The sequence below is a fragment of the Azospirillum terrae genome (assembly GCF_053470425.1).
In genome coordinates this window covers 18,959-35,805 of sequence record NZ_JBPXMR010000002.1, presented here as the reverse complement: position 1 = coordinate 35,805, position 16,847 = coordinate 18,959, and the positions used below count along the sequence as shown (strand labels likewise).

13 protein-coding genes are annotated in these 16,847 nt (G+C 69.9%); all 13 read right to left on the bottom strand.

The window, feature by feature from the left end; translation table 11 throughout:
- Nucleotides 1-12: 12 nt before the first annotated feature.
- The 13 genes from ACSVDD_RS06690 to ACSVDD_RS06630 all read right to left on the bottom strand — a co-directional run bounded on the left by ACSVDD_RS06690 (nucleotide 13) and on the right by ACSVDD_RS06630 (nucleotide 16,664).
- On the bottom strand, nucleotides 13-1,029 hold the full coding sequence (locus ACSVDD_RS06690) for an eCIS core domain-containing protein (RefSeq protein WP_448188546.1): 1,017 nt from the start codon (nucleotides 1,027-1,029) through the stop codon (nucleotides 13-15).
- A 70-nt stretch (nucleotides 1,030-1,099) separates the two neighbouring features.
- The gene (locus tag ACSVDD_RS06685) at nucleotides 1,100-2,263 is read right to left on the bottom strand and encodes a hypothetical protein (RefSeq protein WP_448188545.1); all 1,164 of its coding nucleotides are present in this window, start codon (nucleotides 2,261-2,263) and stop codon (nucleotides 1,100-1,102) included.
- Nucleotides 2,260-3,378: a type VI secretion system baseplate subunit TssG gene (gene tssG / locus ACSVDD_RS06680; protein WP_448188544.1), complete on the bottom strand. Its 1,119-nt coding sequence runs from the start codon at nucleotides 3,376-3,378 to the stop codon at nucleotides 2,260-2,262. The genes ACSVDD_RS06685 and tssG overlap by 4 nt, the downstream gene beginning before the upstream one ends.
- On the bottom strand, nucleotides 3,342-5,189 hold the full coding sequence (gene tssF / locus ACSVDD_RS06675; protein ID WP_448188543.1) for a type VI secretion system baseplate subunit TssF: 1,848 nt from the start codon (nucleotides 5,187-5,189) through the stop codon (nucleotides 3,342-3,344). Before tssF ends, tssG begins: the two co-directional genes overlap by 37 nt.
- On the bottom strand, nucleotides 5,186-5,647 hold the full coding sequence (gene tssE / locus ACSVDD_RS06670) for a type VI secretion system baseplate subunit TssE (RefSeq protein WP_448188542.1): 462 nt from the start codon (nucleotides 5,645-5,647) through the stop codon (nucleotides 5,186-5,188). The genes tssF and tssE overlap by 4 nt, the downstream gene beginning before the upstream one ends.
- Nucleotides 5,648-5,656: 9 nt before the next feature.
- Nucleotides 5,657-6,157 (bottom strand): Hcp family type VI secretion system effector, encoded by a 501-nt coding sequence (locus ACSVDD_RS06665; protein ID WP_448188541.1) that lies wholly within the window; start codon nucleotides 6,155-6,157, stop codon nucleotides 5,657-5,659.
- A gap of 90 nt (nucleotides 6,158-6,247) precedes the next feature.
- Nucleotides 6,248-7,735: a type VI secretion system contractile sheath large subunit gene (tssC, locus tag ACSVDD_RS06660; RefSeq protein ID WP_448188540.1), complete on the bottom strand. Its 1,488-nt coding sequence runs from the start codon at nucleotides 7,733-7,735 to the stop codon at nucleotides 6,248-6,250.
- Nucleotides 7,736-7,810: 75 nt separating this feature from the next.
- Nucleotides 7,811-8,359: a type VI secretion system contractile sheath small subunit gene (gene tssB / locus ACSVDD_RS06655; RefSeq protein WP_448188539.1), complete on the bottom strand. Its 549-nt coding sequence runs from the start codon at nucleotides 8,357-8,359 to the stop codon at nucleotides 7,811-7,813.
- A gap of 136 nt (nucleotides 8,360-8,495) precedes the next feature.
- Nucleotides 8,496-9,638, bottom strand: coding sequence for a type VI secretion system protein TssA (gene tssA, locus ACSVDD_RS06650; protein ID WP_448188538.1), 1,143 nt, complete (start codon nucleotides 9,636-9,638; stop codon nucleotides 8,496-8,498).
- Nucleotides 9,635-13,927 carry a type VI secretion system protein gene (locus ACSVDD_RS06645; protein WP_448188537.1) on the bottom strand — a complete coding sequence of 1,431 codons (4,293 nt, stop codon included), beginning with the start codon at nucleotides 13,925-13,927 and terminating at the stop codon, nucleotides 9,635-9,637. The genes tssA and ACSVDD_RS06645 overlap by 4 nt, the downstream gene beginning before the upstream one ends.
- An 11-nt stretch (nucleotides 13,928-13,938) precedes the next feature.
- Entirely contained in the window at nucleotides 13,939-14,766 is an 828-nt protein-coding gene (locus tag ACSVDD_RS06640) for a DotU family type IV/VI secretion system protein (protein WP_448188536.1), read from the bottom strand.
- Between the two features lie 25 nt (nucleotides 14,767-14,791).
- The gene (gene tssK / locus ACSVDD_RS06635; protein WP_448188535.1) at nucleotides 14,792-16,192 is read right to left on the bottom strand and encodes a type VI secretion system baseplate subunit TssK; all 1,401 of its coding nucleotides are present in this window, start codon (nucleotides 16,190-16,192) and stop codon (nucleotides 14,792-14,794) included.
- 37 nt (nucleotides 16,193-16,229) lie between these two features.
- Nucleotides 16,230-16,664, bottom strand: a complete 435-nt coding sequence (locus ACSVDD_RS06630; RefSeq protein WP_448188534.1) for a hypothetical protein — start codon at nucleotides 16,662-16,664, stop codon at nucleotides 16,230-16,232.
- Nucleotides 16,665-16,847 lie beyond the last annotated feature (183 nt).

Genomic DNA, 16,847 nt, shown 5'->3' with positions numbered 1-16,847 from the left:
AAGCTTACGCCATCAAAGCTTGCGATAAAACGCGCGTGGCGAGGTGGCGCCTGCCGCACCAAACGTGTCCACACCGGCGGCGTTTGCCACGTCGGTGGCGAACGCCGTGCACTGGCGCCGCGACAGGCTGAACTGCGCCGTGCCTGAACGGTACTCGCCGATCTTGGCCATAGCCTGCTCGGCCTGCTCACGGCTGACGGCGAAGCTGCGGGTGCGCACGCCGGGCTTCTGGAACGCCGACTCGTCGCGGTGCACTTGGCCCCGCACCCCCGTGGTCAGCCGGCCCAGATCGCGCTTCGGGTCCATGCCCGAAAGCCCAGCGGGCGAGAAGCCCCAGGCCTCGCGCTTGCCGCCGGGGCGCTCCACCGCCACGAAGCCGTGGCCGGCCATGGCGTCGGGCAAGCCCTGGTCCTGGTGCAGATAAGCGCCGACGATCAGCCGGTAGCCGGAGCCGTCCGCCGCCTTCGGCTGAAGCTGCGGGCGTTGTGCCGCGTGCTGCGGCGCCGGTTTGGCCTGCGCGGTGGGCGCCACGTGGTGCGCGGCGGCGCGGAGCCCCATGCGGTCGGCCTCGGCCTCCAAGGACGGGTCCTGCACCACGGCGATGCCGCTGCCGAAGGGGTTGCGCACGCGGCCGGCGCGCTGCTGGAGGACGTGCGTCAGCTCGTGCCCGATGAGCTGCTGGCCGTGCGGGGTGTCGGGGTTGTACTGCCCCGGCGCGAAATACAGGCTGGAGCCCAGCGTGAAGGCCAGCGCGCCGATGGCCGGCGCTTCCGCGCCCACATGCACGCGCACGTCCGAGAAGTCGGCCTTGAAGAAGGTTTCCATCTTCTGCCGCACGCCGTCCGGCAGCGGCCGTCCGCCGCCGCCCATGCGCACGAGGCCCGGCGGCAGCGGCTGGGCGTGTCCGCTGGCCTGCCGCTGCACTGTTCCGCCCGAACCGGGTGCAGGCAGACGCGGAGCGCCCGCAACGAAGCGGCCCTGGATGACGCGGCTTCGGCGCATACTGTCCTGGCTGGTGTAGGACGGCACGGCGCACCTCCTTGCAAGTTGCATCATCTTCGGGGAACACCCCGATCCTGTCAATGTGGCCGAGGCGTCACTACATCCCCACCATCCCCCCGGTGCGGATGCCCTGCGTCGGGTTCGACAGTTCGTAGAGCCTCCTGGAAAACTCGACAATCTCCTGATGCACCTGCGAATACTCCGTCTTCAGCGGCCGCACATGACTAAAAGGATCAAAAGTCATGATGATAGCCCCGGTGGACAGCTCACGCTCAATTCCATCAGCATCATGGTAGCGTTTGAAAAATCTGAAATGATATCGGATCTCATCGCATGACTTGAAAAACCACGTGTCACCATCCACCGTGGCCTCATGGGAGTTTTCGCTTGCATGAGCCCATAATTGAAGCTGCAAATCCGGCTGACCGGCCAAGGATGCCTTGATCGCCGATTCGACTTGCAACATCGCGGTGTTGGCAGCGGCGGTCCCGAGGACGAGGTTCTCCGGTATCTGCTGTTGCTGCTTGGTCTTTCGGAACAAGGACAGCGAACTGTCCGACAGCGAACTCACGTACTGATGCCCGAAGCTGAACGCGACGAGGTGCAGCCATTCCCAGCCGCCGCCCTTTTCGAACCCCGCGGCTTCGGCGACCTTGTTGGGGCTCAATCCGAACATGACCGAGACCTGCGACACCGCGCGCTTCGAGGTCTTGGTCAGGTTGCGGTAACGCTTGTCCGTGATGGCGACCGATTTCAGCGATTTTTCTTTTCCGCCGACCGTGAACGTTATGTCTTTGACAAGTTTTGACGGCACCGACGTCGCGATCAGATCCACCAGCATCCGCTCCACTCGCATGGCTCTGTCGCCCTTGTCGGCGAACCGCCATGGAAACGGGATTCGGGAATCCTCCTTCTTCTTGGCCTTGCCTCCCTTGCCTCCCTTACCGCCTTTGCCGGCTTTGCTTTCCTGAATGACGGCGGCGCCCTGCGAAAGCACCGGCTGCGGCGGCCTCCCGGCCACCGGCGGCGGTGCATGCCGGGGCCATGCGGCACCGGCCGGCCGATGCGGCTGTGCCACGGCCGCGCCCGCCGATGTGAGCCGGACATCCCGTCCCGGCATGGGCTGCAAGGGCGGCGGCACCGGCCTCTTCGGCTGCGCGCTCGACCAGGCGATGCCGGGGGGCAGAGCCGGCGGTCGCGGCGCATTCGGCCGTGCAGGAGCTTGCGGACCGGGCGGCGGGGGGAGAATTCGCTTGGTCACGCCGCCCCCCTCTTCAGTTCCACCACCCCTTCGTCCGTCCGCGGCCGGGTGGTCAGCCACGTCGTCCAGCCCAGCCGCGGCCCGTCCGGTCCGGCCCGCGTCAACAACCTCCCCGGCCCGCCCAGCCGCACCCCCGCCACCCGCGGCCGGTCGGCCAGCGTGCGTGGGCTATGCAGGTGCAGGCGGTTGGCGCCGATCAGCCGCGTGCCCGGCACGTCGGACGGCTCCAGGCGCAGGCGCACGTCCGTTTCGATGCCCGGCCCGACGTAGAACGCCGCCAGATCGCGCAACGCCCGCGCCGCGTGGCCGTCGGGCAGGAAGCTGCGGAACGCCTCCAGCCCCAGGGGGCCGATCTCCAGCACCACCGCCGCCTGCTGGTCCCAGGCCCGGCTGCCCAGCACGGCCCCCTGCCCCAGCGCCGAGTTACGCTGGCCCAGCCGCGTCGTCTGCGTGTCGTCGAGCTTGAGCCAGCGGCCCTGCAACGGCAGCGCCCGCACCGCCACGCTGAAATGGTCGCCCAGCATGCGCTCCAGCCCGTGCAGGCTGCGGGGCTGCTGCGCCAGGACCCCGGCGTGGTTCAGCAGCACGCGGTCGGGCACCGCCATGCGCCAGTGCAAGCCATCGGTGCCCATGCCGATCAGGCTGTAGAGATAGCGTGCGAACGGCCCCTGGTCGGGCGTGCCGCGGTTCAGCACCGGGCGGTGCTTGCGCCGCGCCCGGTACAGCAGCGAGACCAGACGGTGGTTGAAGATGTCCAGAAAATCGGCGGTCGCCGAGTCGCCGGCGCGCGTCTGCTCGACGATGGCCTCGGTGAAGGGCGGCGGCAGCGGGCCGAAGCCGCCGGCAAGGCCCAGGAAATTCACCGCCAGCTCCCAGCGCGGCTCGCCCGGCCCCGGCGGCGCCGCGGCGGTGAGGTCGCTGGCCGGGAAGGCGCTGGTCAGGCTGGAGCGGAAACGCACCGCCTCGTGCGCCGGGTTGGAGCCGTCGCCGACGCTGCGGGCGTGCGGGCGCAGCCGTTCGATCAGGCTGACCGCCTGATGGAAATCGAAGCGGTGGGCCTCGGCGGCCAGCTGCTCGATTACAGAACGGCGCGATCGCCAGCCAGAGGCGGCCATGTCTTCCAGATCCCGTGACGTTGCCGGCTGGTGAGCACCAGCTGGGTGAAGGAATTGACCGCGGCGTACAGCCCGAAGAAGCGGTTGAGCACCGAGGCGAGCAGGAACGGATGGCTGCCGACGAAGCGCTCCTCGTCCAGGTCCAGGCGCACCTCGGTGCCGCGGCAGAAGCCGCGCCACGCCTCGGTGCCGACCCGCCGCACGACGGTGCCGCAGGCCAGACCGGACAGGCCGGCGACCTGACTGTCCACCGTGGCGTCATCGAAGGCGGCGTACAGGCGCAGGATCTCGCGCAACGCCGCCAGCCCGGCCTCGCCGTCCAGCGACAAATGGTTGAGCGACAGGTGCGACACCAGCCGCCACAGTGTCTGCCCGCCCAAGGGCGGGGTGATCTGGCGCGTCGGCTTGGTCAGGCAGGCGACGCCGACCAGCGGCGCGTCAACCTCGATGTCCAGTTGGGCGCCGGCCGGGATCTGCTCGGCGACGCCGCGGTTGGTGCACAGCGTGTGCGCGAACACCACCTGGGCCGGCGGCCGCGTCGGCTTGAAGTCGAGGTCGAGGAAGGACAGCACCATGTCCGTGCCCGGCAGGTCGGCGCGGCCCGTGGGCTGCCGGCGCGCCGTCCAGAAGGCCCGCGCCCCATCCTGTCCCGGACCGCGCCCGGTGCCGTGGTCGAAGGAGTAGAAGGGCTGGAAAACGCGGCTGTCGTCCTCGTAGGCGGAGCTGGCGGAGACCTTGAGGATCGAGTGGATCTCGGTCGAGCGCTCGCGGTGGCTGTCGGGCAGCAGCCGGTAGTCCACCTGCGTCTGGTCGAGGCGCACCGGCTCCGTCGTCTTGCGGAACAGGTTGACGATGGGCGCGCAGTTCAGCCGGAAGGTGCCGCGGTGGATCGGGATCGGCCGGGCCGGCGGGGCGGACAGCAGGAACAGGATCTCCGCCTCGCGCCCGTCGCCGTAGCCGCTCAGGTTCTCCACATCGAGGAACAGGAACTTCTCCGGGAAGACGAAATATTCCTGGATCAGGCGGTAGGCCTGATGCGCGTGGCGCGGCCAGGGCAGCACGCCCTCGTCCTCGGCGAAACCGACCGGGCGGATGCAGGACGGCGGCAGCTCGCGCGCCGGCATCGCGGCACCAGCCGGACGCACCGCGACGCCGCGCACTTGGTTCAGCAGCAGTTCGTAGAGCGCGCCGCCGGCCAGCGGCCCGGCGTGCAGGTGGAAGCGCAGGCTGCCCGGCGCCATGTCGGCGAAGCCCAGCTTGCCCAGGCCGCGCAGCTTGAGGCGCAGCACCGCGCCGACGTCGCTGCGGCGGTCGAGGAAATCGAAATTGGCGGAGGGCTGGATCACCGCCTCCACCACCTCGATGGGCCACAGCGTCACCGGGTAGGCGGTGCGGAAGCGGCAGGTCACGCTGGCGTTCGGTTTGTCGCGCGGCGTGTCCAGCGCATAGGAATGGGCGTACAGCGCCGTGCCGCCGGCCAGCGTGAAGCCGGTGGCGGAGCGCGCCTGATCGGGGTCCACCTCGAACTGCGTGATGGCCATGCTGGGCACCGGCGCCACGAGGTGCGGGTACAGCACGCCCAGCAACGCCGCGGGGATCTGCGGGAATTCGGCATCCAGCGTGCGCTGGATGCGCGCGGTGAGGAAGGCGAAGCTCTCCAGCAGGCGTTCGACGTGCGGGTCGGGGGACTCGCTGCCGCTCAGGTCGAGGCGGGACGCCACGCGCGGGTAACGCTCGGCGAAGGCCGAGCCCTCGTGGCGCAGGTAGACCAACTCGCGCTGGTAATAGTCGAGCAGGTCGTCACGGCTCATGGGCTGTCACTCGCGCTGTCGCTCAGCAGGATCGGGAAGGACACCGGCTCCACCATGCCGTCAAGCGCGATCTCGCCGACGACGGTGGCGCGCAGCGTGCGGCGCTGGCCGTCGACGCGCTCGACCGTCACCCGCGGGTTGCGCAGGCGCGGTTCGAAGGCGGCCACCGTGTCGGTGACCAGCCCGCACAGCCGTTTCTCGCTGTCGGAGTCGAAGGGCCAGAACAGCGACAGGTCCGGCAAGCCGTAGTCCAGCGTGCTGCGCGGCCGCCGGCCGAGATCGTCGGCGGCCAGCGGCGTGCGCGTGTTCAGCAGGCGGTCGAGCTCGCGCGCGATGGACGCCGCGAGCCCCGCCCGGTCCAGCATCCGCAGGTCGCGCCGGCCGTCCGGCGCCGTGTCCGCCGCCAAGCGGTCGAACAATGGCACCCGTACGCCCGGCGTGACCCGCGGTCCCGACATGGCGGCCCTTTACGACACGGTCTGCGTGGCGAGGTCGTGCTTGACCGGCTGGTTGCCGCCGGGGGTGCCGTCCGACGTCTGCTGCTGGATGTAGGTGTACTGCACCGAGCTGTAGCTGAGCGTGATCGTCTCGGTGGCGATGTCGCCGGTGCCGCCGCCGATGGAGACGTTGGAGACGATGACGTTGGTCATCGCGATCTCCAGGTACTTCACCGGGGTGTTGTTGCCGTCCGAGCGGTAGGCGGAGAAGGTGGCGGTGCCGATCTGCTGACCGCTCCAGCACATCTTCAGCAGGTCGTCGGTCGCCGCGTCCATGTACTTGGTGAACGAGAAGTCGGAGTGGTTGGCCTGCTCGACCGTGCCCGAACCGGCCGAGCTGCGCGTCGGCGAGGTCGGCTGGTTGAACGAGTGGCTCCACGACAGCACCTGGATGGCGCCGGTGTTGTTGCTGTCGGCGCTTTCACCGGTGATGTCCGGCGTCTTGAAAGCGATGAACATATTGCCGGCCATGATGGGTCTCCCAGTAGCGGCAAGCGATGGAACGGATCGGTGAGGTCCGCCTCACCCCCAAAGGGGGTGAGGTCGGTGATGGTCGGCGCCTTACGCGGCCGGCGGCGGCAGTTCGGCCACCAGACGGATGGACGCTGTCAGCTCTTCCAGCTGGAAGTGCGGCCGCAGGAAGACGGTCGCGTTGTAGCAGCCGGGCTTGCCGGGGATGTCCGTCACGTCGACGCGGGCTTCACGCAGCGGGTACTGGGCCTTGAGGTCCTGGCCGGCGTCGTCCTTGGCCAGCACATAGTCCATGATCCAGGTGTTGAGATACGTCTGCACGTTCTCCTTGGTCATGAAGCTGCCGATCTTGTCGCGCATGATGACCTTGATGTAATGGGCAAAGCGCGACGCGTTCAGGATGTAGGGCAGCATCGCCGACAGCCGGCTGTTCGCGTTGGCCGAGGCGGTGTTGTAGAGCTTGGGCTTGTTGGTGGTCTGGCCACCGAAGAAGGCGGCGTAGTCCGTGCCCTTGCAGTGCACCAGCGATATGAAGCCGAGGTCGTTCAGCTCCTTCTCGCGGCGGTCGGTGATCGAGATCTCCGTCGGGCACTTCAGCGCGATGTCGCCCTCGTCGGTGTGGAAGGTGTGCGTCGGCAGACCCTCGACCTTGCCGCCGCCCTCGACGCCGCGGATGGCCGCGGTCCAGCCGTACTTGGCGAAGGCGTCGGTGATGCGGGTGGCCAGCATCCACGCCGGATTGCCCCAGAGATACTTGGAATGGTCGCGCCCGTCGGTGTCCTCGACGAAGTTCATGCCCTCGACCGGCACGGTGTCCGGGCCGTAGGGCAGGCGCAGCAGCACGTGCGGCAGGCACAGCGTGACGTAGCGCGAATCCTCGCTGGCGCGGAACGAGCGCCACTTGATCAGCTCGGCGCTCTCGAAGATCTTCGAGAGGTCGCGAGGAATGCCCAGGTCGGTGAAGCCGCCCATGTCGAACAGCATGGGCGCGGCGGCGGCGATGAACGGCGCGTGCGCGGCGGCGGCGACGTTGGAGACCTTCTCCAGCAGCGCCATGTCCTGCGGGTGCCGGCCGAACTCGTAATCGCCGATCAGCACGCTGTAGGGATAGCCGCCGAAGGTGCCGTACTCTTCCTCGTAGACCTTCTTGAACAGGGCGCTCTGGTCGAACTCGACCGCCTTCTCCAGGTCCTTGAGCAGCTCCGCCTTGGTGATGTTCATCAGGCGCAGCTTCAGCTTGGTGCCCGTCTCGGTGTTGAACACCAGATAGGACAGGCCGCGCCAGGAGGCTTCCAGCTTCTGCAGGTCGGAGTGGTGCAGGATCTCGTTCAGCTGGAGCGAGATCAGGTCGTCGATCTCGGCGATGCGGTCGCTGATGGCGGCGACCACGTCGCCGCTGACCGTGCCGCCGGTCTCGGCCAGCACGGAGTTGACGAACTCGTCCACCAGATCGCGGGCGTAGCTGCGCTGCGTCTCGTCGCGCACCAGCTTGCCCTCGACCATGATGCGGTCGAGGATGGGGAGGGTCTCGGCGGCGGCGGCCGTGCCGGCGCCGGGGGTCTCGGTCTCTTCAGCCATGGCAAGCGTCTCCTCGTGTCGCACCGCCGGGCGTCGGGGGCCCGCGGCGTCTCATCGATTGTCGTGTGGCCGCGATCACTCGGCCGCGGGCGGTTCGGCGGCCGGGGCGGCAGCGGCATCGGCGGCGGGGGCCGCGAGCTGCGCCTTCAACGCCGTCTGGTCCTCGGTGCTCGCCATCACCTGCTTGAGCAGCGCGTCCAGATCGTCGTTGCCGTCCAGCTTGGTCAGCAGGTCGCGCAGGCGCGAGCGGGCCTCGAACAGGCGCTTCAGCTGCGGCACCTGCTTCAGCACCTCGACCGGGCCGAAATCGTCCATGTGCTTGAAGCGAAGCTCGACGTTGAGGAAATCCTTGCTGTCCGGCTGGAGCTTGTTCGGCACCCGGAAAGCCACGCGCGGATTGATGGACGACAGCACGTCCTGGAAGTTGTCGCGGTCGATCTCGATGAACTTGCGGTCCTTGACCGGCGGCAGCGCCTCGGCCGGCTTTCCCGACAGGTCGGCCATGATGCCGACGATGTACGGCAGTTCCTTCTTCTCGATCGCGTTGCCGATTTCCACGTCGTAGGTGATCTGGACGCGCGGCGGGCGAACTCTGCTCAGTTTGTGCTGGGTGCTTTCGGCCATCGGATTTGCCCTCTCCCAGGAGTTTCTGCGCGCGCCCGACGGGAATATCAGGCGCGATAATGTAGATTTGAGGATAACATTAGAATCGCTCTTGCATCGGAACAAGAAGATTCGTGCGGATCATCAACTCATTCGTTCATCGCGCCCCCGTCTTCTGTGTCAGTTCTGTAAAATTGAAGCCGAGAAGGTCGAAAACGGCGGCGAGATCGTTCCGGCCGCGGCTGACTTCGAGAAGAACTTCATGCAATGGCATGTTCGCCCAGCCCAACGCCCGGTGGACGAGGTAGGGGGTCGGGCTGTGCGGCTCGGTGCGCAGCAGGAAGTCCGCCGCCTCCGCCAGCCAGTAATACGCCTCCTCGCGCGAGCGGATCGGGCCGGCGTGGTACTGCGGCGCGCCGTCGCCGGCCGCCTCGTCCTCGTCGTAGGCGTCCGGGAACTCGTTGGGCACCCCGTCCTGCTCCGCTGGCGCGGCGGTGACGTCGGCGGGCATCGCGGGCTCCTCTCCCTTGGCGCGCAGCACGGTATCGACCCAGCCCTGAAGCCCGGTCAGCGTCTCGCGCAGCAGGACCAGCCCCGGCGCGTCGCGGCCGCAACGCTCGTCGAGCAGCGCCGACAGCGCTTCGGTGGCGGCGACCGCCTCGGCCAGTTGCGCGTGCTGGGCGCGGTGGAAGGCGACGGGCGTGGCGGCGGCGCTGGCCTGCACGTCGGGCAGCAGAGCCTCGCCCTTGGCACGCGCGGCGTCGCCGGCGCGCGGGTCCTTGGCGGCGATGATGCTGAGGCGCTGGGCGTTCTGGTAATCGGTGTAGGAGAAGGTGACCACCGGCTGGCTGCCCGAGCGGGTGATCGGCAGCATGTGCAACTGGCTGGGCAGCTTCTTGTTCAGCCATTCCAAAGGGGAGACGCGGGCGCCGAGGTCGCCGTCGTCGATCTGCGGGTGCAGGCCGTCCCAGAATCTTTCGCAGAGACCGGCCAGCATGTTCAGCGACGGCCCGAGCGCCACAAGCCCGTGGCGGTGGACCAGCGCTTCCAGCAGCCAGCAGGCGATCTGGAGGTCCTTGGATCGGGTCTCCAGCACGCCCATGCACAGCCGCGCCACCTCGTCCCAGTCGGCGCGCTTCTGCGCGGTCTGCCAGACGCCCATGGGCAGCGACGGGTCGTCCCCGCGGCGGGCCTCGCCGATCGCGCTGTACACCGGGTCGTAGCGCAGCGACGGGCCGGTCGGGGTCTCGCCCGGCAGCGGTGCCAGCACGGCGCTGAAGTCGGGAAGCGCCACACTCATGGGGTGATCCTCGTCGGAGCGGCGGCGGCCGCGGGCTTCGCCGCAGCCGGTTTGGCCGCAGTCGGTTTGGCCGGGGCCGCCTTGGCCGGGGCGGGCTTCTTCGCGGCGGCCTTCGCGGCGGCGGTCTTCGTCGCCGGAGCCGGTGCCGGGTCGCCGGTGAACGGTTCGGAGGACGCGGCGGCGGGGCGCGGCGCGCTCTCCAGGCTCGGCGCCGCGTAGGGGAACGCCGGCAGCACGTAGGACGTCCGGGTCTTGCCGTCCGGGTTGAGCGTGCTGAGCGACAGGCGCAGGAACACGCTGGTCTTGCCGCCGACCAGCGGCTTGGGCGACGGCGGCTCGCCCATCACCGGAACGTTGCCGGTGTCGGCCGAGAACTTCAGCGTGTGCGGCCGGCTGTCGGTCAGCTTGGGCAGGTCGGCCGCCGGGGCGCGGTGCACTTGCAGCAGCCGCACCAGCGACCAGCGGTTGGCGTAGGTGAAGGTGATGGCGCGGTCGGGCTGCACGCTGCCGTCCGTGCCGATGATCGACACCGGGACCACCGGCGCGTCCTTGGCCCAGCGCAGCGTCACCGCCGCCTGGTCGCCGGGCGCCCAGGTGCCGGCCTTGGCGTCGCTGCCGCGCAGCAGTTGCTGGCCGCCCAGCGCCACCATCCATTCGATGATCTGATTGCCGCCGCTCTCGCGCGGGCGGTTGACGCGGAACTCGGCGTTCACGTCGTAGGCCGGCGGCGCGTTGGAGGCGGGCGCCAGGAACGGCGCCAGGAAGTCGCGCACCGCGGCGACCCGGTCGACGAAGTCCAGCGCCTGGGCGGCCGGCGTGCCGGGCTGCGGCGCGCCGAGGCCGCGGCGGATCGCCGCTTCGGAATTGCCGAAGCGTTCGAGGAACGCGGTGACCGCGTCGAGGTCGGCCTCGGCGGTGTCCGCCCCGTTGTAGTCGGCGAACGGGTAGCGCCCGGCCAGCATGCCGTTGAAGTCGGACGCCAGGCGCGTGTAGTCGGTGGACAGCGTGCGCACGGCGACGCGCTGGCACTGTGCCAGCGCCATCCGGCGCAGCGTGTCGCGCCGCTGCATGAAGAAGTCGCCGCCCGCCCCGGTGCCGGTGGAGAGCTGTTGCAGACAGGTGTCCGGCTTCACCCCGCCGAGGTCGAAACGGATGTAGCGCTCCAGCTGGGCCAGCGAGCTGCCGGGGTTGTCGGCCTTGTAGCGCTGCTGCTCGATCAGGATGCGCTGCCATTTCAGCACGTGCGGGTCGCTGCGCAGAGTGGCGGGCGTCTGTTCGCGCAGCGCGAAATTGACGATCGGCGACGCCACCTCGGTGCCCAGCCAGTCGAAACGCCCGCGGGTGTTGTCGAGGTACTGCGCCAGCTCGGTGTCGCTGAGCACCTGATAGCCCTCGAAGTTGAGCGGCAGCGTGCCGTCCCAGTCGCGGAACTCGTCGAACGGCAGATAGGGCGCCCCCTCGTCGCCGATGCGGTCGGCCTGTTCCAGCATGCTCACGAGGTGCTGGCTGACGATGTTGGAGACGGTGGCGTAGGACTGGTCGAAGCCGCTCCGGCTGAAGGCGCCCAGGATGTCGCCGAGACTGCGGGAGGCGCGGCCGAACTGGCGCACCTCGCGCAGCAGACCGGTTTCGTCGGCGACGAGGCGGAAGTCCTGCCCGCGCTTCTCGATCACCTGCGCCTCGGCCACCGCGGTCAGCATGGCGGCCTGCAACCGTTGCGCCGCCAGCGCCTGCACCAGCGGGCGCAGCGAATCCGGCACGCGGGTCAGCGGCCCGGCCTCCATCGCCTCGAAGGCGCGGTAATTGCCCATGGCCTTGTCGAGCGGTTCGGGCATCCACATCATGGCGGCGCTGCGCTGCGACGGCAGCACCGGCTCGCGCACGGGATTGTCGGCCATGAAGCCGTAGCGCAGGATGTCCGGCAGCGCCGCGGCCAGCCCCTCCAGGGCCGGCGACAGCTTCAGCCGGCCGTCGTCGCTGTCGTCGGCAACCAGCAGCGCCCCGGTGGCCGGCGTGCGGACCGCCAGCAGCGTCGTGCGCAGACCGGCGATGCGCGCGGTCGCGGCGCTCATCATCAGGTTGGCCGCGTTGTCGCCCAGGAACAGGTTGGCACGCACCCGCGCCAGCTGGTCCCGCCAGTGCGGCTCCTGCGCGGGGTGGAGGACGAACAGCCAGCGCAGATCGTCGTTGCGGAGCAGATCCTGCACCTGATCGATGGCGGTGTTCAGGTCGCCCAGCGTCGCACCGGCCGCGTCCGGGGTGCCGAAGCGCGCCAGTTCGCTGCGCTCCAGCGCGCTGGCGACCGCGGTGAAGCGCTGCACCACCGGGCCTTCCGGCGCCACCAACTCGGTGGCGGCCTTCGCCAACCGCCCCAGCGTCAGGAGCGACGGCGCCAGATTGCGCGAGGGGTCGAAGGGCTTGACCCGCGCCTTGTCCATCACCTCGCGGTACAGGTCGCTGTCGTTGATCAGCGCCTCGCCCAGGTCGACGTTGAGCAGCGAGGTCACGAGCTTGGAGAAGACCAGCACCGGCAGCTCGGTCGCGGTGTTGAACTGCTTCACGTTGGCGGACAGCGCGTCCAGGTCCGTCAGATAGGCCTTCATCGCCACCGAGGCGGCCATTCCGTTGACCCCCCCGTTGGCCGTGGCGGGCGGCGGCCCGGCATAGCGCGCCTGAATCGCCTCCCAGCGCTTGATGAGTTCGAGACGCATGGGATAGAGCACGACCAGCCCGAAGCCGTGCGCCATGGCATCCTTGACGCTCTCCTCGATGGGGGCGAACCACGAGGTCGGGATGAACGGCTCCATCAGCGAACGGTCGCTGATGGTCTTGAAGGCGCGCAGAATCGGCGGCGCCGCCGCATGCACCTCGCGGTACAGGCCCTCGCTCAGGCTCGCGCCCGACTCGCGGGCCTTGCGCACCTCCGCGTCGGTCTTCTCGATCAGCAGCAGCGGGTGGAGCACGTCCTTCGCCGCGCCCTGGAGCGACACGGTGGAATGCCAGAGGCCAGCGGACAGCACGATGGCGGTGCCCACCACGGTGGCCTGGGCGATGCGCAGCGTCCGGCTGCGCGCCACCAGCCCGCGCCGGGCCGGGCGCACCAGCCGTGATTCGCGGAAGATCTTCTCGCCGAACAGCTCGGTGGCGAACAGCGGTTGCGCGGACGGCGCCTGCGCCATGGCCGCCGCCATGCCCGCGGGCAGATCGACGTCGCCGTCCAGCGCCGCCGGCAGGCCGCGCCCGCCCGCCATCAGCGACGCCCCGTCGCCGGTGAAGTAGACGCCGCGGAAGAAGTGCGGGTCCTGGTAGGAATCGACGCGGAACAGCGCGTTGGCGAAGCGGGCGACGGTCGGCGCCAGCTTCTGGAATTCGGCCGGGAACAGGAAGGCCATGTCGCTGATGCCGCCGGTGGCGACCGCGGTGGCGATCAGCGTGCGGTGCAGTTCGCGGCCGATCCCGTCGAACGCCTCGTTCAGCAGGTGCGGCGCGTAGGCGGTGTCCAGCGTCTGCGGGTTCGACCAGCCGAACACCTCGTGCGCGCGCTGGACCGCCAGCGGCTCCCAATAGCTGGTGAAGCCGGGCACGGCGTCGCACTTGGTGACCACCAGATAGACCGGCAGGCGCAGGCCGAGCTGCTGCTGAAGCTCGCGCAGGCGCCGGCGCAGCTGCTTGGCCCGCGCCGCCAGCCCGATGGCGTCGAGCCGGTCCGGCCCGACCAGTTCGCTGGCGGGCAGCGTCACCACCACACCGTCCAGGCCGCGCTCCGGCCGGTTGCGGACGATGAGCTGCACCAGCCGGCGCCACGCCGCGTCCCCGCCGTTGCCGGAGCCGGTGCCGCCGTCGCCCTCCGGCCCCCACAGCACGCTGCCGGCCGGGTCGAGCACGATGCCGCGCTCGAACACGTGCCAGCCGCAGCCCTGTTCCGCCAGTTCGGGGTCGGTGGCGAGGTCGAAGGGCCGGTTGAGGCCGATGGCCGCGGCCAGCGCGCTCTTGCCCGACCCGCTGCCGCCCAGCATCAGCACCCACGGCGCCGCGTAGCGCCAGCCCGGACCGGGCACCATGCCGCGCATCGCCCGCAGCGTCGTGGAGAAGCTGGCGGTGAGCGCGCGCACGCTGGGGCCGCGCACGGCGGCCAGCACCGCCGCCGCCGCATCCGGTCCCGTCTCCGCCCCGCGCTCCTGCCGGCGCACCAGCCACACCAGCAGCGCCAGCACCGCAAGCGCCAGCATGCCGAGCAGGAAGCCGACCGGCAGCGGGTGTTCGGACAGAAGGCTGAGGCTGAGGCTCACGTCTCGTTTCCTCAGTGCGTCGGCTGGCTGACGGCGTGGTCGATGCGCCGGATGGCGGCCTCCACGTCGGCCGTGGTCGAAACCCAAAGCGCGTGGCTGCCGGCCAGGAACAGGGCGAAGACCGCCAGCAGCGCCAGCCCCCAGGGCCGCAGATAGGGCAGCCGCACGGCCCGGCCCTGGTCGATGGTGTGGCCGTAGGCCTGCTCGAAGAGGTGCGCGCCGTCGCGCGCCAGTTCCGGGTCGTGGCGGGCGATGATGCGCGACAGCGCCGTGCGGTAGGAACGCAGGTCCCCCTCGTCCTCCGGCTGCCAGTAGCGGCCGCGGAAGCCCAGCGCCAGCGCCACCAGATAGATGGTCGCCAGATCGCCCGACGCGCGCGAGCTGTCGGCCAGCAGCGCGTCCAGGCGCTCGAACACGCGTTCACCAGCGATGCGCGTGCCGAACAGCGCGGTTTCCAGCAGGCGGTCCTGCCACGCGGCCTTGCCGTCCCAGTTGACGCGCAGCAGCATCGTCTCGTCGGCCAGCGCCGCCATGACGTACTGCGCCTCGCGGTACATCGCTTCGCCGTAGGCGCCGCCCCAGTGCCGCGCCTTGACCGCCTGCGCCTCCAACAGCGTGCGCAGCCGCTGGTGCACCAGCCCGGCGAGGTCGGCGGGGGCCAGGGAGTCGGCGCCCAGGTGGCCGGCGGCCAGCGCGTATTTCAGGCGCAGAAGCTCGGCGAAGAAGTCGCCGAACTGGACGAGCAGCGTGTGGTCGCCGCGTTCGCCCATCAGAAGAGTCGCCACGGACGGCGGCACCGGGTCGGGCACCTGCATCAGTTCCTGCATCGGCGCGTCCATGGGCTTCCCCCTCCCCCGCCCGCCGCTAACCGGCGCCGGCGGCAGAGCCGCCGCCGGGCGGCGCCACGTAGAGGGCGATCTCCGCCGGGCGGCGGGCGCCCAGCCGGTCGCCGGGGTTGGCGATCTCCAGCACGCGCTCGGCTTCGATGAAGGCGGGGTCGGCGGTGATGCGGTAGAGCAGCACGCCGCGCTCCGGCACCACCTCCAGCCGGTCGTCGCGCTCGACCCGCTGTCGCACGGCACCGCGCAGCCGCCGTTCGCGCAGCATGCCCATGTTCTCGGCGGAGGCGATCAGGCTTTCGGCCACCCAGGCGTCCGCCTCGGTCTCGGTCTGGCCGGGCGCCAGCCGCACGCCGATCAGCAGGCCGTGCCCGTCCGGCCCGCTGCCCGGCCCGTTGTCCGGTCCGGTGCCCAGCCACGCCGGCTCGATCTTCAGGCGGAAGCCGGAATCCTCCATGGCGAAGCGCAGCGCCACGTAGGTCTCGCTGACCGTCTCGATCATGCGTTCGATGAAGTCGAGCACCGGCCGGAGCGAGCCGAGCGTGTCGCGGTGGTCGTAGGCGTCGAAGATCGGCGGCAGCAGCCCCGGCCCCAGCGTCGCCACGTGCCCGGCGATGCCGCACAGCGCCGTGTAGAGCGCGAACGGGTGCGCGGCGCCGGCCCCCAGGATGGCCTCCAGCTGCGGCAGGCCGGCGGCGAGGCACTGCACCGCGTGCCGGGTGTCGGACAGCAGCGTCGCCTGCACCGTGCCGGCCGGGGCGCGCAGGCGTCCGGCCAGGAAGGCGGCCTTCTCGCGCAGGCGCTTGGCGATGGTTCGGCAGGAATCGGCCAGCGGCGACTCGGTGGCTTCCGCGAAGGACGGCGGCACGTAATCGGTGAGCTGGAACGCCTCGTCCCGGTAGACCACGCGGGCGATGGGCAGGGCCGCGTACTTCTGCGGCACCTCCTCGCCCACCAGCAGCGACACGCGCGGGCGCAGGCGGGCCATGGACTGTTCGTTGTCGCCGGTGTTCTCGTCGACCACCGGCGCGCCCTCCACCGAGCGATAGCGCGCCAGCTCGCCACCGGCGGCGGCGCCGGGCTTGTAGGCCGGAACCACGAGGTGGATGGTCGCCGGGGCGTCCTTCAGCTGGTCGGCGTGGGGCACCAGACTGATCTGAAGATCGGCCACGCCGTCGGCCGGATGAGCGACGACCAGACCATCGGGCAGCACCGCCTCCAGCGCCAGGACGCGGAAGATGCCGACCACCAGCATCGCCTGATCCACCTTCAGCGTGTGCACGCCGTAATGGAAGGGCGACAGCCGGCCGAGGTGGTAGTGCAGCAACTCGTCCTGACGCAGCCAGTTCTGCTGGAAATGCTGCGGGGTGAGCAGCATGCCCTCGTACCATTGGATCGGATCATGCGGCGGGGTGGGGTGGCTCATGCCGTGTCGCACCTGGGGGGTTTCGATCGGGGGACGGTCAGGAAGACGGCGGCAGCGCCACCGCGAAGTCCTTCTCGCCGAGGCGGAGAAGGACGGCGGGCATGCCGTCGATGCGGGCGCGGTGCGGCCCCGGCGTGTCGTAACCGGCGAACACGAAGGCGCCCAAAGCGTCGTTGCCGCGGCCGGTCACCTTGTAGCGCGGGCCCTTCTGGCCGGGGATCACCTCGAAGGACTGCACCTCGATGCCGGTGGGGTTGGCGAGCTTCAGCTGGTCGCGGTTCTTGAACCAGTTGGCGGAGGTCAGCTCGGCGAAGGAGGGGATCAGCGTGGTGTCGTAGATGAGCACCAGATCCACCGCCAACGCGTTGTCGGCGTTGGCGTTGGTCGCCACGTCCATGTCCACCGTCCGCGTGGCTATTCGCGAATCCGTGCCGCAGGCGGCCAGCACCAGCGCCATCAGGATCGCGGTCACGGCCGACGCCGGGCGGACACAGCGCGCACTTCGGGATGTGGCGGCCCCTCGGCGGGACCACGGTGAACGGAGCAAGGCTTCCTTCTCCCCCAATTAGCGGAAGCATTATTATTACGTTCGCCGCGGGCGACGAATTCGTATGATGCTCGAAAGGCTAGGGAAGAAACACACCCTTGTCCATTG

Excerpts from the sequence above, each read along its gene's own strand:
- tssG (WP_448188544.1), bottom strand. The coding sequence starts at position 3,378 with ATGGCCGCCTCTGGCTGGCGATCGCGCCGTTCTGTAATCGAGCAGCTG.
- tssF (WP_448188543.1), bottom strand. The coding sequence starts at position 5,189 with ATGAGCCGTGACGACCTGCTCGACTATTACCAGCGCGAGTTGGTCTAC.
- tssA (WP_448188538.1), bottom strand. The coding sequence starts at position 9,638 with ATGAGTGTGGCGCTTCCCGACTTCAGCGCCGTGCTGGCACCGCTGCCG.
- tssB (WP_448188539.1), bottom strand. The coding sequence starts at position 8,359 with ATGGCCGAAAGCACCCAGCACAAACTGAGCAGAGTTCGCCCGCCGCGC.
- tssE (WP_448188542.1), bottom strand. The coding sequence starts at position 5,647 with ATGTCGGGACCGCGGGTCACGCCGGGCGTACGGGTGCCATTGTTCGAC.
- tssC (WP_448188540.1), bottom strand. The coding sequence starts at position 7,735 with ATGGCTGAAGAGACCGAGACCCCCGGCGCCGGCACGGCCGCCGCCGCC.
- tssK (WP_448188535.1), bottom strand. The coding sequence starts at position 16,192 with ATGAGCCACCCCACCCCGCCGCATGATCCGATCCAATGGTACGAGGGC.
- ACSVDD_RS06665 (WP_448188541.1), bottom strand. The coding sequence starts at position 6,157 with ATGGCCGGCAATATGTTCATCGCTTTCAAGACGCCGGACATCACCGGT.
- ACSVDD_RS06640 (WP_448188536.1), bottom strand. The coding sequence starts at position 14,766 with ATGGACGCGCCGATGCAGGAACTGATGCAGGTGCCCGACCCGGTGCCG.